We start from the raw sequence: 14,479 nt of genomic DNA, 5'->3' as shown, positions 1-14,479 counted from the left end.
CGTTGCTGCCGGCGCCGTGCATCACAGGGGCACGCGGCGGGCGATGTAGTTGATCACATTGCCCATTGCATCCGGATCGACGTTGGCCAGGCCGATCAGTACATATCCCTGCTCAGGCATCACCACAATGGCGCTGTTCGAGCCGGGCGCCCCGCCCTCATGGCCGAACTGGCGCTGCCTGCCCTCTCCCTGCACCATGAACCCGTAGCCGTACCAGCCCTTGTTGTTCTGCGGACGCGTGGCCTGCTGTAGCCACGCCGGCGAAACCAGGGTGCCGGCACGCAGGGCCTCGGCGAACTTCAACATGTCACCCACGGTGCTGTAACCGCCACCGGCCGCAGTCCCGCGCCATGGCAGGGATCTGGTTTCGCTGAGCCACTGTCCTTTCACCCGGGTATAGCCGGGTGTACGATGTGGAACGTCCACCGATTCCGGCTCAAAGCCGGTTGCCGTCATGCCCGCTGCGCGGAGAATATGGTCGTTGACGTAGTGGTAGTACGTCTGCCCGGACACCACCTCGATGATCCGGCCGAGCACAATGAACCCGTAGTTGGAATAGCCGTCCTGGCTGCCTGCGGAAAACTGCGGGGGATCCTTGGCGAAGTGCTGCACATAATCGTCGTGCGTTCTCAGTGACGCGGCGTAGTGCTCGAAATCATCACCGAAGAAATCACCGAGCCCACTGGTATGGTTGAGCAGTTGCCGGATCGTGACCGTACCTGCCACCCCTTCGTTGGGATAGTCCGCCAGGCGCTTGCCGATGGTGTCATCCAGGGTAAGACGGCCGGCCTCAGCCAGTTGCAGGATCGCCACTGCGGTGAACATCTTGTTGGAAGAGGCAAGGCGGAACTGCGTCTGCGCATCGACGGGCACGCGCTGCTCACGGTTGGCGAGCCCTCCCTGCCACTGCATCAGCACCTTGCCATCGTGCGCGACCAGCACGGCGCCAGAGAGTGCGTCGGCCGCCTGCAGCGCGTTGAGCCGTGCCGTGATTTCGCCCAGAAGTGCCGGCAGCTCCATTCGTGCGGGCTGGAACTGTTGCGGCGTCGGCACACCTTCCAACTGGAACAGCTTCACGTGGCGTGGAGCGGCAGGGTCCATTTCCGCAGTCAACAGCATCGCCCGTTCACTGTTCTCGCCCAGCACCAGCACTTCGACCTTCTCCGGCGTGCTCGAGCGGACGTCGAGCACCTTCATCGGCCCACTGGACGCACGGAACTCCAGGTAATCCTGCGGGCCGCTGCCCGCCTTCTTTGCGTACCTGTCGGCGAACGCCTGCAATCCATCGAGGCTGCCCGCATTGAAGGCAGCCAACCATTCATCCACGGCATCCTGTGCGCGCGGACCGCTCGATCCGGCAGGTACTTCGGCCGCACCAACACTGGATGACAATGCCGGCAGCAAGGCGAAAGCCAACAGCAAGGCACAGAAGCGTTGACGGTACACGGACATGGCGAATCCTTCGCAGGCAGAACGTAGCGCCATCCTAGAGGACAATCGCACAGAGTCCATGCACTGCAGCCGCACTCACACCCTTGGGCTATTCCGGCAACGCATACGCCATCACGTAATCCCCGGCCGGCGTCTCCATGAAATGGTGCCCGCCAGCCATGATGACCACGTACTGCCGCCCGCCCTGCTCGTACACCATCGGGTTGGCCTGGCCACCGGCTGGCAGTTTGGTGTGCCACAGCTCCTTGCCGGTCTTCAGGTCGATGGCACGCAGCAGGTCGTCGGTCGCTGCGGCGATGAAGATCAGGCCGCTGGCGGTCACCACCGAACCGCCATTGTTCGGCGTGCCGATTTCAATGGGCAGGCCGGAGCGGATGCCGAAGGGGCCGTTGCCACGCGCGCTGCCGAACGGCCGGTCCCACAGCAGCTTGCCGCTGCGCAGGTCGATCGCACGGATACCGCCATAGGGCGGCTGCTTGCACAGCAGGCCAGTGAACGGCAGCCGCCAGCCAGCGTTGACGTCGATGCCATAGGGCGTGCCGACCTGCGGATCCCCTGCGCCTTCGGCACCGCCCTTGTCGGCGCGCATCTGCTCGCGCGGCAGCCAGCCCTTGCGGTCGGCTTCGGCGCGCGGCACCAGCCGGTTGTAGTTGGGCATGTCGTTGTAGTTGGCCACGATCACGCCACGCCGCGTATCGATGGCCACGCTGCCCCAGTCCGAGCCACCGTTGTAGCCGGGGTATTCGATGGAGTGGTGATCGCTGCTGGGCGGTGTGTAGAACCCTTCGTAATGTGCCTTGCGGAACTGGATTCGGCAGACCAGCTGGTCGATGGGGGTGATGCCCCACATGTCGCGCTCGGTCAGCGCGTCGTCGCGCCGCAGCGTGTGATACAGCGAGAACAGCTGGGTGGCGGCGCGCTGCTCGGGCTCCACGCCGCCCTGTGGCACCTTGCGCTCCTCGGCCGGGGTCAGCAGCTGGCCGTTGCGGCGGTCGAGGATGTACATGTCGCCCTGCTTGGTGGGCAGCAGGATCGCCGGCACCTTGCCCGATGCCGTCGGGTAGTCGATCAGGCTGGCCTGCGAACCCAGGTCGTAGTCCCAGACATCCTTGCGCACGGCCTGGAAATGCCAGACCGGCTTGCCGGTAGCCACATCGATGGCGACCAGCGAGGTCGCGTACCTGTTCTGGTTTTCGGTGCGCGAGCCACTCCAGTAGTCGCCTGCGGAATTGCCCATCGGCAGGTACACCAGGCCCAGTGCTTCATCGCCGGTAGCGGTGGTCCACATGTTCGGTGTACCACGTGTATAGGTCTGCTCGCGCGGTGGCAGGCCGCTGCGCTCGGGCTGGTCCATGTCCCACGCCCAACGCAGCTTGCCGCTGATCGCGTCGTAGGCCTGGATGACGCCGGAGGGCGCGTCGCGGCGCTGACCGTCCAGTACCTGGTGGCCGGTGACGATGACACCGCGGACGATCGCCGGCGGCGAGGTGATCGATACGTAACCCGGCGGCACCTCGCCCATGCCCAGGGTGATGTCGACCTGGCCGTTGTTGCCGAAATTCGCGCAGGGGCGACCGCTGTCGGCGTCCACCGCGATCAGGCGGCCGTCCAGCGTGCCTTCGATGATGCGTGCGCTGCAGGCTGAGCGGCTCCCTGGCGCCGCGCTCTGGTGGGTGCGGGTCGGCGGCGGTGCGGGCAGCGCGAGATCGGCAGCCACGTCAGCCAGTGCGGCATCGGCGAGGGTCGGCGCGCTGGGCAGCTCGTAATAGGACACGCCACGGCAGGCGGCCGTGTACGGGATCGACGCATCTTTCACCTTCGGGTCGAAACGCCATAGCTCCTTGCCGCTGCCGGCATCGAGGGCGATCAACTGATTGCGTGCGGTGCACAGGTACAACCGATCACCGATCTTCAGTGGCGTGGTTTCCGCACCCCAGCGCTTCTTCGGCAGGTCGCCCGTGCGGAACTGCCACGCCAGTTGCAGGGTTCCCACGTTTTCCGGGGTGACCTGCTGCAGCGGCGAATAACGGGTGGCGGCATTGCTGCGCCCCCATGCCGGCCAGTCACCCTCGGCCGGCTGGTCGGCAGGCTGCAGGCCGGTGGTGTCACGGGTGGGATCAAGCCCGGCGCTGACCGCCGGCTCCGGGAACGGCTGATGCCCGTCGACCACGCCATGCGGGGTGAACGCGAGGCCGAAGGCGGCCACGAAGACCAGCATCAGTACAGCGGCCACGCTGCGCGACAGCCGCCTGGGCACCGGCGCCTGCAGGGTCGGCGCCAGCAATGCCAGGACGATGCCGAGGGCGGTCACCAGGCCCAGCCGTGGTACCCAGCGCCAGTAATCGCTGCCCGACTCCCACCAGGTCCACAGCAGGCTGCCGATGAACACCAGTGCGTACAGCAGTGCACCGCTACGCCGATTGCCCCACAACAGGATGCCGCAGACCAGCAGGCCCAAGCCGGCGATGGCGTAGTACCAGGAGCCACCGAGGCTGAGCAGCCACGCACCAAGGCTGCCGATGACCAGGCCGAGCACGATCAGCAACAGGGCCAGCACGGTAACGAGAGGATGGCGGGGCGGAGGCGCGGAAGCAGACTGCGGCGTGGCGGACATCGTCGATCTCCGGGGGCAGCATGCGCCCTTATGCCACCGTCACCGTGAAGTGCGTGCGTATTTTCGACTGCAGACACGACGACGCCGGCACAAGGCCGGCGTCGTCGGGTACCTCAGCATCGCGGCAGGATCACTCCTGCGCGGCGTCCTCGCTGCTGGCAGCAGCCGGTGCGCCGTCGGTCGCGGCCGGGGCGGCGGCGGCCACCTCGTCCTCGTCCTCGTCGATCGAGGCATCCATGCGCTCCACCGCCTGCAGCTTCTCGTCCTTGGACAGGCGGATCAGGGTCACGCCCTGGGTGTTGCGGCCGACGCGGCTGATTTCCGAGCCACGGGTACGCACCAGGGTGCCGCCGTCGGAGATCAGCAGGACCTCATCGTCGGTACCCATCAGCACCGCGGCAACCAGCTTGCCATTGCGCTCGGTGGTCTGGATGCCGATGACGCCCTGCGTGCCACGCCCCTTGCGCGGGTAGTCCGGCAGCGGGGTGCGCTTGCCGTAGCCGTTTTCGGTGGCGGTGAGGATGTAACGCAGGTTGGCGTCGTCGGCACCTTCGATCAGCGCATCGCCATTGGCGACGGCCTCCTCGACACCGTTGTCGTCCTCGTTCTCGTCCTCGATGCCGCCAGCACTCTCGGCCACGATCAGGCTGACCACTTCCTCGCCGGCCGGCATCCTGATGCCGCGCACGCCGGTAGCGGTACGACCCATCGAGCGGACCTTGTCTTCACCGAAGCGCACGGTCTTGCCGTTGGAGGCGAACAGCAGGATGTCGCGCTCGCCATCGGTCAGGCCGACGCCGACCAGGGCATCGCCCTCGTCGAGGTTGATCGCGATCTTGCCGCGGGCCAGACGGAAGGCGAACTCGCCCAGCGGGGTCTTCTTGACCGTACCGTTCTTGGTGGCGAAGAACACGAACTGGCCATCGGCGTACTCGCGCACCGGCAGCACGGCCTGCACGCGTTCGCCCGGCTCCAGCGGGATCCAGTTGATGATCGGGCGACCGCGGGCATTGGAACCGGCTTCAGGCAGCTGGTAGACCGGCAGCCAGAACACCTTGCCCGAACTGGTGAAGGTCAGCAGCGTGTCGTGCGTGTTGACCAGCCACAGCTGCTCGATGAAATCCTCTTCCTTGGTCGACGCCGCGCTGCGGCCACGGCCGCCTCGACGCTGGGCGCGATAGGCGCTGACCGGCTGGCGCTTCACGTAACCGGCATGCGACAGGGTGACCACCACGTCTTCCGGGGCGATCAGGTCGAGGATGTCCAGGTCTTCTTCGCTGTGGCGGATCTCGGTACGGCGCTCGTCACCGAACTCTGCGCGCACGTTGATCAGCTCTTCGCGGATCACCTGCAGCAGGCGATCGGGATCTTCCAGGATATGGATGAGCCCGGCGATCACTTCCAGCAGCTGCTTGTATTCCTCGGTCAGGCGGTCCTGCTCCAGCCCGGTCAGGCGGTGCAGGCGCATTTCCAGGATCTGCGTCGCCTGGATCTCGGTCAGCTGGTAGCCGCCTTCGATCAGGCCCACGCCCTTGGGCAGGTCATCGGGACGCGAGGCTTCGGCACCGGCGGCGCCGAGCATCGAACCGACCAGGCCCGGTTCCCACAGGCGCGCAAGCATGCGCTCGCGTGCCTCGGTGGGGTTCGGCGAGGTCTTGATCAGTTCGATCATCTCGTCGATGTTGGCCAGCGCAACGGTCAGACCTTCCAGCACGTGGGCACGGGCGCGCGCCTTGCGCAGCTCGAACACGGTGCGGCGGGTAACCACTTCGCGACGGTGGCGGACGAAGGCCTCCAGCATCTGCTTGAGGTTCATCAACTGCGGGCGGCCGTCGACCAGCGCCACCATGTTGATGCCGAACACCGACTCCATCTGGGTCTGCTGGTAGAGGTTGTTGAGCACAACCTCGGCCGACTCGCCGCGCTTGATTTCGATGTAGATGCGCATGCCGTCCTTGTCGGACTCATCGCGCAGCTCGCTGATGCCTTCGATCTTCTTTTCCTTGACCAGCTCGGCGATCTTCTCGATCAGACGCGCCTTGTTCACCTGGTAAGGAATTTCAGTGACGATGATCGATTCGCGGCCGTTGTCGGCCACTTCGACATCCGCCTTGGCACGGATGCGCACGCGGCCACGGCCGGTGCGGTAACCGGCGATGATGCCGGCGGTGCCGTTGATGATGCCCGCAGTCGGGAAATCCGGGCCCGGGATGAACTCCATCAGGCCGTCGATATCGATTTCCGGATTGTCGATCAGCGCGATGCAGGCATTGATCGATTCGGTGAGGTTGTGCGGCGGAATGTTGGTCGCCATGCCCACCGCGATACCGGCCGAACCATTGACCAGCAGGTTCGGGAACCGGGTCGGCATGACCGTCGGCTCCAGTTCCTTTTCGTCGTAGTTGGGCTGGAAATCGACGGTTTCCTTGTCGATGTCCGCCATCAGCTCATGCGCGAGCCGCGACATGCGCGCCTCGGTGTATCGCATCGCCGCGGCGGAGTCGCCGTCGACCGAACCGAAGTTACCCTGGCCATCGACCAGCATGTAGCGCAGCGAGAACGGCTGTGCCAATCGCACCAGCGTGTCGTACACCGACTGGTCGCCATGCGGGTGGTACTTACCGATGACGTCACCGACGATACGTGCCGACTTGAAGTAGGGCTTGTTGCTGTGCGCGTTGAGTTCATTCATCGCAAACAGCACACGACGATGCACCGGCTTGAGGCCATCGCGCGCATCTGGCAGCGCGCGCCCCACGATCACGCTCATGGCGTAATCGAGGTAGCTCTTGCGCATCTCGTCTTCCAGGTTGACCTGGATGATTTCCTTGGCGGTTTCTGCCATTCGGGTTCCGTTGTCTGGTAGCGGTCCAGTCCGGCGCATCCACCCGGGGGTGGTCGTGCCGGAACCTCGATTCAACCGCTGGATTCTACCACACGGGGCCGTTTTCCGCCTGCCTTTACGGTGATTTTACCGGCACAAATCAGGAACTTAGGGGGTTGCCGGCCAGCGGCCGGCACTACCGGACGCCGGGGTCGGAGCCCTTTCCAGCGGAAAGGCACCCGCCCCTGCCCGCGTCAACCGCCGAAGGCGGTACGCATGTTCTCCGCGGTCGGGTTCAGGATCACCCCCCGCTCGGTCACAATGGCATCGATCAGCTCGCCCGGGGTGACATCGAACACCGGGTTCCAGGCGGCGATGCCCTCGGCCACGGTGCGGGTGCCGCCCACGCCGTACAGTTCGCCCGGGTCGCGCTGCTCGATCTCGATCTGGCTGCCGTCCACGGTATCCATGTCCACCGTCGAGGACGGCGCCACGACCATGAACTTCACCCCGTGGTGGCGGGCCGCGATGGCCAGCTGGTAGGTGCCGATCTTGTTGGCCGTATCGCCATTGGCGCAGATGCGATCGGCGCCCACGATCACCCACTGCACCGCACCGGTCTTCATCAGGTGCGAGGCGGCCGAGTCGGCGATCAGCGTCGCGTCGATGCCGTCCTGCTGCAGCTCCCACACGGTCAGGCGCGCACCCTGCAACCACGGCCGGGTCTCACCTGCAAACACACGGGCGATGCGGTCCTGGGCCATGCCGGCGCGGATCACGCCCAGCGCCGTACCGAAGCCGGCGGTGGCCAGCGAGCCGGTATTGCAATGGGTCAACACGCCGCTGCCGGCCTCGATCAGGCCGGCACCGAGTGCGCCCATGTGGCGGTTCGCGGCGAGGTCTTCTTCGGCGATCGCTTGCGCTTCAGCCTCCAGCAGCGCCTTCCAGTCGGCACCGGCAGCGTTCAGGCAACGTCGCATGCGTGCCAGCGCCCAGGCCAGGTTGACCGCGGTCGGGCGCGAGGCATTCAGCCGCTGCAGCGCCGGTTCCAGCTGCTGCAGGGCATGCGCGCCATCGGCCGCCTGCACATCACGTGCGGCCAGCACCACACCCCAGGCGGCGGCGATGCCGATGGCCGGCGCACCGCGCACGGTCAGGGCGTGGATGGCGGCAGCCACCTCATCGCTGTCATGGCAGGCCACATGCTCGACCACGAACGGCAGCTTGCGCTGGTCGAGCAGTTGCAGGGCATCGCCGGTCCACAGGATCGGGCGGATGTGGTCGTAGCGGGCGTAGTCGAGGTCGGTGGCGGTATTCATGGCCCCATTGTAGGGCCACGCCACGCACGGATGGACCCCGTCCGGGGTCAGTTCACCGAGAATTCGGCGCGGCAGCCGCCATCGACCCAGATGCCGTTGCGGTTCCAGCCCCAGGTGCTGCCTTCCTCGCACGGGGTGCTGGAAAGCTGGTTGGAGAGGGTGGCGCTGGTGGAGATGCTGGCGCCACAGAAGCGGCGCTTCTTGGACTTGGATTCGCAGGTCAGCCGGCGCGGCATGTCGACGAAACGGCCCTGCTCGTCGGCCACCTCGAAATCACCCTGGCAACCGCGGGTGGTCCACACCTCATTGCGCTTGTAGCCCCAGCCCTGCCCTTCCCGGCACGGCAGCACCGACAGCTGCCGCAGCAACCGTACCGGCGCACCGTCCAGGCGTACCGGGCAGCTCTGCGGGCGGCCATTGGACTCACAGCGCACTACCCGCCGCACCAGTCGCTTGCGGCCCTCGGCCGAGGGCACGGCATCATTCTCTGCGCGGCGCGCGCGGAACTCGGCGCGGCAGCCCAGCGTCACCCACACGCCACTGCGGTCGGTGCCCCACTCGCTGCCACGGATGCAGCTGTTGCTGGACAACTGGCGGATCAGGTCAACGCCGTTGCTGACATCGATGTCGCAATGCACCCAACCCATGTCGCGGGATTCGCAGGTCACCACTTCGCTGTCATAGCCAAGCGACTGCGCCGATGCGGTCGACGGAAGCAGGCCACCCCATATCGCCACGGAGTACATCGGTGCCGCTACGACCGCAAACCACTTGACCAAAGCCTTCCCCATGAATGGATGAACCACGACGCAAGTGTGCGGTATCGGCTGTGATAAGAGCATCATCGTGCTTGCTGAATCAAGCGCGCAGACGCGTGTTTTCGTTCAGCCTGCCAGGTGCAGGGGAAATCGGCTCATGCGTGGGCGAAATCGAATGCAAGCACGTCGGCGATGCGCGGTGTGCGGTGCATCGCCATCAGCAGGCGATCAATGCCAACGGCAACACCGGCACAGGCGGGCATTGCAGGCAGTGCATGCAACAACGCTTCATCCAGCGCGGGCTGTACCTGCCCCCGTGCATGGCGACGCTGCAGGTCATGCTGGAAACGCGCGCGCTGTTCAGCCGCATCGTTCAGTTCGTTATAGCCATTGGCCAGCTCCACCGCGCCCAGGTACAGCTCGAAACGCTCGGCCAGCGGCGGTGTGCCGGGGCGGATGCGCGCCAGTGCCGCCTGGCTGGCGGGCCAGTCGTGGACCACGGTCATGACCGTGTCATCGAAGTGCGGTTGGATACGGTGGGTCATCAACAGATCCAGCCAATCATCGCGGGTCAGGCCTACCGGATCGATGTGCACCTCGCCCAGCGCAGCGCGCAGTTGGCCCTCATCGGCATCGAACGGGTCCACGCCGGCCTGTTGCTGGAACAGTTCGCGATAGCTCAGCACGCGCAGCGTCGCGCTGCGGCCAACCAGCGCCAACGCCTGCCCCACCAATTCCGCGGTTTCCTGCAGCAACCGATGGTGGTCCCAGCCAACCCGATACCACTCCAGCATGGTGAACTCGGGATTGTGGCGGCCACCGGCTTCGCCATTGCGGAACACCCGGCCCAGCTCATAGCAGTCGCCCACGCCGGCAGCGAGCAGGCGCTTGAGCGGGAACTCCGGCGACGTGCGCAGCCAGCGGCGGCGTCCGCCCGCATCGACGTGGCCGCTGAAATCGGTGTGGAAGCTGTCGATGTTCGGCTCGGTGTTGCCGGCCACGGAAAGGATCGGCGTTTCCACTTCCAGCACGCCACGCTCGGCAAAGAAGCGTCGCACCAGCGCATTGAGGCTGGCACGCTGTTGCAGGCTGCGCAGCAGTGCCTCGCTCACAGGATGCCCTCCGGACGCGGATGGTCCAGCGGCAGGGTCAGCAGATCGCGCGTGTCATCGATGTAGCCACTGGCCAGGTACAGGCGGCGCGCCAGTTCGTTGTGATGGTTGACCTCCAGCCGCAGCCGGCTGACCCCGCGCCCGCGTGCGCGTTGTTCGCAGATGGCCAGTGCCCGCTTGCCACGGCCACGGCCACGCGCGCGGTGGCTGAGGTAGAGCTCGTCGAGCAGCATGAAATGGCCGCCCTGCTCCAGGCTGAAGCCCATCGCGATGACCGCATAGCCAACGACGGCCGCGGCCTCGTCCAGCCACAGCAGCACTTCCCCGTTGCGCGGATCGGCCAGCAGCGCATCGACACCACGGCGCACGCGCGCATCGTCGAATTCGATCTTGTCTTCGGCGTAGAAATCGCGCATCAGCGCGATCAGCAGTTCCTCGTCGGCACGGGTGGCCAGGCGGAAATCCAGCGGAGCGGTCTGCATCAGTGTTCCTTTGCGGTTGCGTGCCGGGTGCCTGCGCACCCGGCCGGTTCATCACTCGTGTTCGGCCAGGTAGGCCAGCAGGCGCTCTTCATCCCACACTGGAACGCCCAGCGATTGCGCCTTGTCCAGCTTTGAACCCGCCTCGGTGCCTGCCACCACGAAACTGGTCTTCTTCGACACGCTGCCCGACACCTTTGCGCCCAGCGCCTCCAGGCGCTCCTTGGCGGTATCGCGATTGAGCTGGGCCAGCGTGCCGGTAAGCACCACCGTCTGCCCGTCCAGCGGGCCGGCCACCACTTCGGCCAGGGCCGGTGCGCTGGTCAGGATGTGCTTCATCTCCACTTCGGCGGCCAGCAACATCGCGCCATGGCCCTCGCTGTCCAGCCAGTCAGCGACGCCGCGCGCGGTGTCATCGGGCAGGCCGGCGTTGACGAACTGGCCGTGCTCGGCGTCCAGCACCGCCTGCGCGCTGGGCAGTACTGCGACCAGTTTTTCGGCGCGCAGGCGGGTAATGCCGGGAATCTCCGCTTCGACCAGCAGCTGGGCAAGATCCAGCCCCTCGCGCAGCTTCGCACTTGGCGGGTGCACGTCGCTGATGCGCACCTGCCCCACCTGCAGCAGCGCGTCGATGGCCTGCTGGTTGCCTTCCTGTTCGAAGAAGTGGCCCAGCGAGCGCGCCACTTCGCCACCGATATCCGGCACGCGCTTGAACAACGGCCACGGCAGACGGCGGATCAACGCCAGATCGCCAAACCACTGTGCCAGTGCCTTGGCGGTGCTCTCGCCGACGTGCTCGATGCCCAGTGCGAACAGCAGTCGCTCCAGCGTCGCATCACGGCTGGCATCGATCGCAGCGATCAGGTTGTCAGCCCATTTGGTCGCGATCTTCTTTGTGTTCCATTCGAAGGCTGCCGGCTGCGCCAATGCCTGCGCGCGCCACCCCGCATCGTTGCCATCCAGTTTCAACACAGCGTTGAGCACCGCGCCACTGCCTTCTGCCGGCAAGTGCAGTTTCAGGCTGGCCGCGAGCGCGGAAGGATCTTCTGCGTCCAACACCAGCTTCAGGTGCAGCAGCTGGTCGCGGGTGAGGCGGTACAGATCAGCCACGCTCCTGACGATGCCGGCGTCCACCAGGGTTTCGATGTACTTGTCGCCAAGACCGTCGATATCCATCGCCCGTCGCGAGGCGAAGTGGGCGATGGCCTCCTTGCGCTGCGCCGGGCAGGACAGCTCGCCCGAACAACGCCAGGCAGCAGCCCCTTCCTCGCGCACGATCTCCGAGCCGCACACCGGGCAGGTGGTCGGCATCTGCCAGGGCGTGGTGCCGGCGGGACGACGGTCGAGAATGACGCTGACCACTTCCGGAATCACATCGCCGGCACGGCGCACGATCACGCTGTCGCCCACGCGCACATCCAGGCGCGCGATCTGGTCGGCGTTGTGCAGGGTGGCATTGGAGACGATCACACCGGCCACCGCGACCGGCGCAAGGCGCGCCACCGGGGTGGCAGCACCGGTGCGGCCGATCTGGATTTCGATGGCCTCCAGCGTAGTGCTCTGTTCCTGCGCCGGGAACTTGTGCGCGATGGCCCAGCGCGGTGCGCGCGACACGAAGCCCATGGCCTGCTGGCCGGCGCGGTCATCAAGCTTGTAGACCACGCCATCAATGTCGAATGCCAGGCCGTCGCGACGCTCGCCGATGTCACGGTAGTACGCCAGCAGGCCGTCGCTGCCTTCCACCACCTTGCACAGGTCGCTGACCGGGAAACCCCAGTCGCGCAGCTGTGCCAGCGTGCCCGAGTGGGTATCGGGCAACTCACCGCCCTGCACTTCACCGGTACCGTAGGTGAAGAAACTGAGCCTGCGCTGCGCGCTGATCTTGGGGTCAAGCTGGCGCAGCGAACCGGCCGCGGCATTGCGCGGATTGGCCAGCACCTTGCCACCGTGCAGGCGCGCGCGCTCGTTGTAGGCCTCGAAGTCGGCGCGGGCCATGTAGACCTCACCGCGCACTTCCAGCACATCCGGCCAGTCCCTGCCTTTCAGGCGCTTGGGAATGTCGCCGATCTCGCGCAGGTTGGCGGTCACGTCCTCACCGGTGCTGCCATCGCCCCGGGTGGCGCCCAGCACGAAATGACCGTCCTCATAACGCAGGCTGATCGCAAGGCCGTCCATCTTCGGTTCGGCGGAAAAACGCAGGGTGCCGCGGCGCAGGCGCTCATCGATGCGGCGCACGAAGTCGGCCACTTCCTCATCACTGAAGGCATTGGACAGCGACAGCATCGGTACCGCATGGGTGACTTCGGCGAAGCGGCCGGACGGGCGTGCCCCGACCTGCTGGGTCGGGCTGTCGGCACGGGCGAGCTCCGGATGCTCGCGCTCCAGCGCCTCCAGCTCACGTACCAGGCGGTCGTAGTCGACGTCGGGGATCTCCGGCGCATCCAGCTCGTGATAGGCGCGATTGGCCTGGGCGATCTGCCGGCGCAGGTCTTCGGCACGTTCGGCGGGGCTGGGGCTCATCGGAATCCGCGGGTTCTGGGATGGCCGTGAATTCTACCGCGCCTGCGCGCAGCACCTTGTAGAGCTGGGCCATGCGGGACTGGCGGCGAGCAACGGTCGCCCATGGTTGGAGACGCTGCACAGCCCCTTGCCCGCGCTGACCACCAGCGCTAGCGTGCGTCGGTCGCCCTTCCGGAACCGTCCCCTGTGACCTTGCCTGCCTCCCGTCGCCACTTCCTGCAGATGGCCGGTGCCGGTCTCGCCCTCGCCAGCAGCGGCCTGCCCCGGTCGGCCCAGGCCCAGCCGGCGACCGTTGCGCCGCCACCCGCCGATGCGGGCGCGGTGCTGCTGAACTTCAACGAATGCCCCTATGGCCCCTCGCCGGCCGCACAGCAGGCGGCGCGCGACAGCATCGCCAGCTGCGGCCGTTACCGCTTCGCCCTGGCCGGTGAGGTGCGCGACGCATTCATCGCCCAGGCCGGCATTCCCGCCGACCACGTGCGCCTGTATCCGGGCTCCAGCGAACCGCTGAACCGTGCGGCGACACTGTGGACCGGCCCGCAGGCGGGCCTGGTGGTGGCCGACCCGACCTTCGAGACGCTGGGCGAGATGGCAGCTGCGCGCGGCGCCCATGTGCAGACGGTACCGCTGCGCGGCGATGGCGCGCACGACCTGCGCGCGATGGCGGCCGCCGCGCACGCGCGACCGACCGGCCTGCTGTACGTGTGCAATCCCAACAACCCCACCGGCTCGATCAGTCCGGCCAACGAGCTGGCCTGGCTGCTGGCCAACAAGCCCGCAGGTACCCGGGTGCTGCTGGACGAGGCCTATCTGCAGTACAGCGAACAGCCCAGCCTGATTGCAAAGGTGGCCCAGCGCGATGACCTGATCGTGCTGCGCACCTTCTCCAAGCTGTACGGCATGGCCGGCCTGCGTCTTGGCGTGGCTGCAGCGCATCCGGAGCGCCTGCGCGAGCTGGCGAGCCTGGGCGAGAACCCGCTGCCGGTGCCCGCCCTTGCAGCGGCACTGGCCAGCCTGCGCGACCCGCAGTTGATCCCGCGACGACGTCTGCAGAACGCCAAGGTCCGGCAGGCCACCATCGCCTGGCTGGGCAAGCGTGGCTTTGACTGCCTGCCGACCGAAGCGAACTGCTTCGTGGTGGATGTGCAGCGCGACGGCGCGGCCTTTGCCAAGGCGATGGCGGACAACGGCGTGGTGATCGGCCGCAGCTGGCCGATCTGGCCGCAGCGCGTGCGCGTGACCGTGGGCACCGAAGAGGAAATGGCCGCATTCCGCAACGCGTTCGCGAAAGTGGCTGGGGTACCGGTCTGACCCTATCCACGCATGGCGTGGATCTACTGGTCTGGTGGGGGGCGAACCCTGGTTCGCCGCATCCACGCATGGCGTGGATCTACTGTTGTG

The 14,479-nt window shown here is 66.5% G+C and carries 9 protein-coding genes; 1 reads left to right on the top strand and 8 read right to left on the bottom strand.

Going from position 1 to position 14,479, the window contains the following annotated elements:
* Positions 1-21: 21 nt before the first annotated feature.
* The 8 genes from M2299_RS02545 to ligA form a co-directional block, all read right to left on the bottom strand.
* The gene (locus M2299_RS02545; protein ID WP_280883784.1) at positions 22-1,527 is read right to left on the bottom strand and encodes a serine hydrolase domain-containing protein; all 1,506 of its coding nucleotides are present in this window, start codon (positions 1,525-1,527) and stop codon (positions 22-24) included.
* 13 nt (positions 1,528-1,540) lie between these two features.
* Positions 1,541-4,066, bottom strand: a complete 2,526-nt coding sequence (locus tag M2299_RS02540) for a membrane-bound PQQ-dependent dehydrogenase, glucose/quinate/shikimate family (RefSeq protein ID WP_280883783.1) — start codon at positions 4,064-4,066, stop codon at positions 1,541-1,543.
* 130 nt (positions 4,067-4,196) lie between these two features.
* Complete coding sequence (gene gyrA, locus M2299_RS02535; protein WP_025876925.1) at positions 4,197-6,911, bottom strand: DNA gyrase subunit A; 2,715 nt, start codon at positions 6,909-6,911, stop codon at positions 4,197-4,199.
* A gap of 233 nt (positions 6,912-7,144) precedes the next feature.
* The gene (mtnA, locus tag M2299_RS02530) at positions 7,145-8,209 is read right to left on the bottom strand and encodes an S-methyl-5-thioribose-1-phosphate isomerase (protein ID WP_099843000.1); all 1,065 of its coding nucleotides are present in this window, start codon (positions 8,207-8,209) and stop codon (positions 7,145-7,147) included.
* A 47-nt stretch (positions 8,210-8,256) separates the two neighbouring features.
* Positions 8,257-8,988 carry a DUF3011 domain-containing protein gene (locus M2299_RS02525; protein ID WP_099843002.1) on the bottom strand — a complete coding sequence of 244 codons (732 nt, stop codon included), beginning with the start codon at positions 8,986-8,988 and terminating at the stop codon, positions 8,257-8,259.
* A gap of 134 nt (positions 8,989-9,122) precedes the next feature.
* Entirely contained in the window at positions 9,123-10,079 is a 957-nt protein-coding gene (gene epmA / locus M2299_RS02520; RefSeq protein WP_025876919.1) for an EF-P lysine aminoacylase EpmA, read from the bottom strand.
* A complete protein-coding gene (locus M2299_RS02515) occupies positions 10,076-10,561 on the bottom strand; it encodes a GNAT family N-acetyltransferase (protein WP_025876917.1) in 486 nt (161 codons plus the stop codon). The genes epmA and M2299_RS02515 overlap by 4 nt, the downstream gene beginning before the upstream one ends.
* A 51-nt stretch (positions 10,562-10,612) precedes the next feature.
* The gene (gene ligA / locus M2299_RS02510; protein ID WP_280883907.1) at positions 10,613-13,084 is read right to left on the bottom strand and encodes an NAD-dependent DNA ligase LigA; all 2,472 of its coding nucleotides are present in this window, start codon (positions 13,082-13,084) and stop codon (positions 10,613-10,615) included.
* A gap of 180 nt (positions 13,085-13,264) precedes the next feature.
* Between ligA and M2299_RS02505 the strand changes: the two genes are divergently transcribed.
* Positions 13,265-14,389: a pyridoxal phosphate-dependent aminotransferase gene (locus tag M2299_RS02505; protein ID WP_280883782.1), complete on the top strand. Its 1,125-nt coding sequence runs from the start codon at positions 13,265-13,267 to the stop codon at positions 14,387-14,389.
* Positions 14,390-14,479: the final 90 nt, after the last annotated feature.

The sequence above is a fragment of the Stenotrophomonas sp. 1278 genome, from assembly GCF_029892765.1.
GTDB classification, from domain to species: domain Bacteria; phylum Pseudomonadota; class Gammaproteobacteria; order Xanthomonadales; family Xanthomonadaceae; genus Stenotrophomonas; species Stenotrophomonas indicatrix.
Note: the sequence above shows the minus strand (reverse complement) of the source record. Positions and strands in the feature narration are given on the sequence as shown.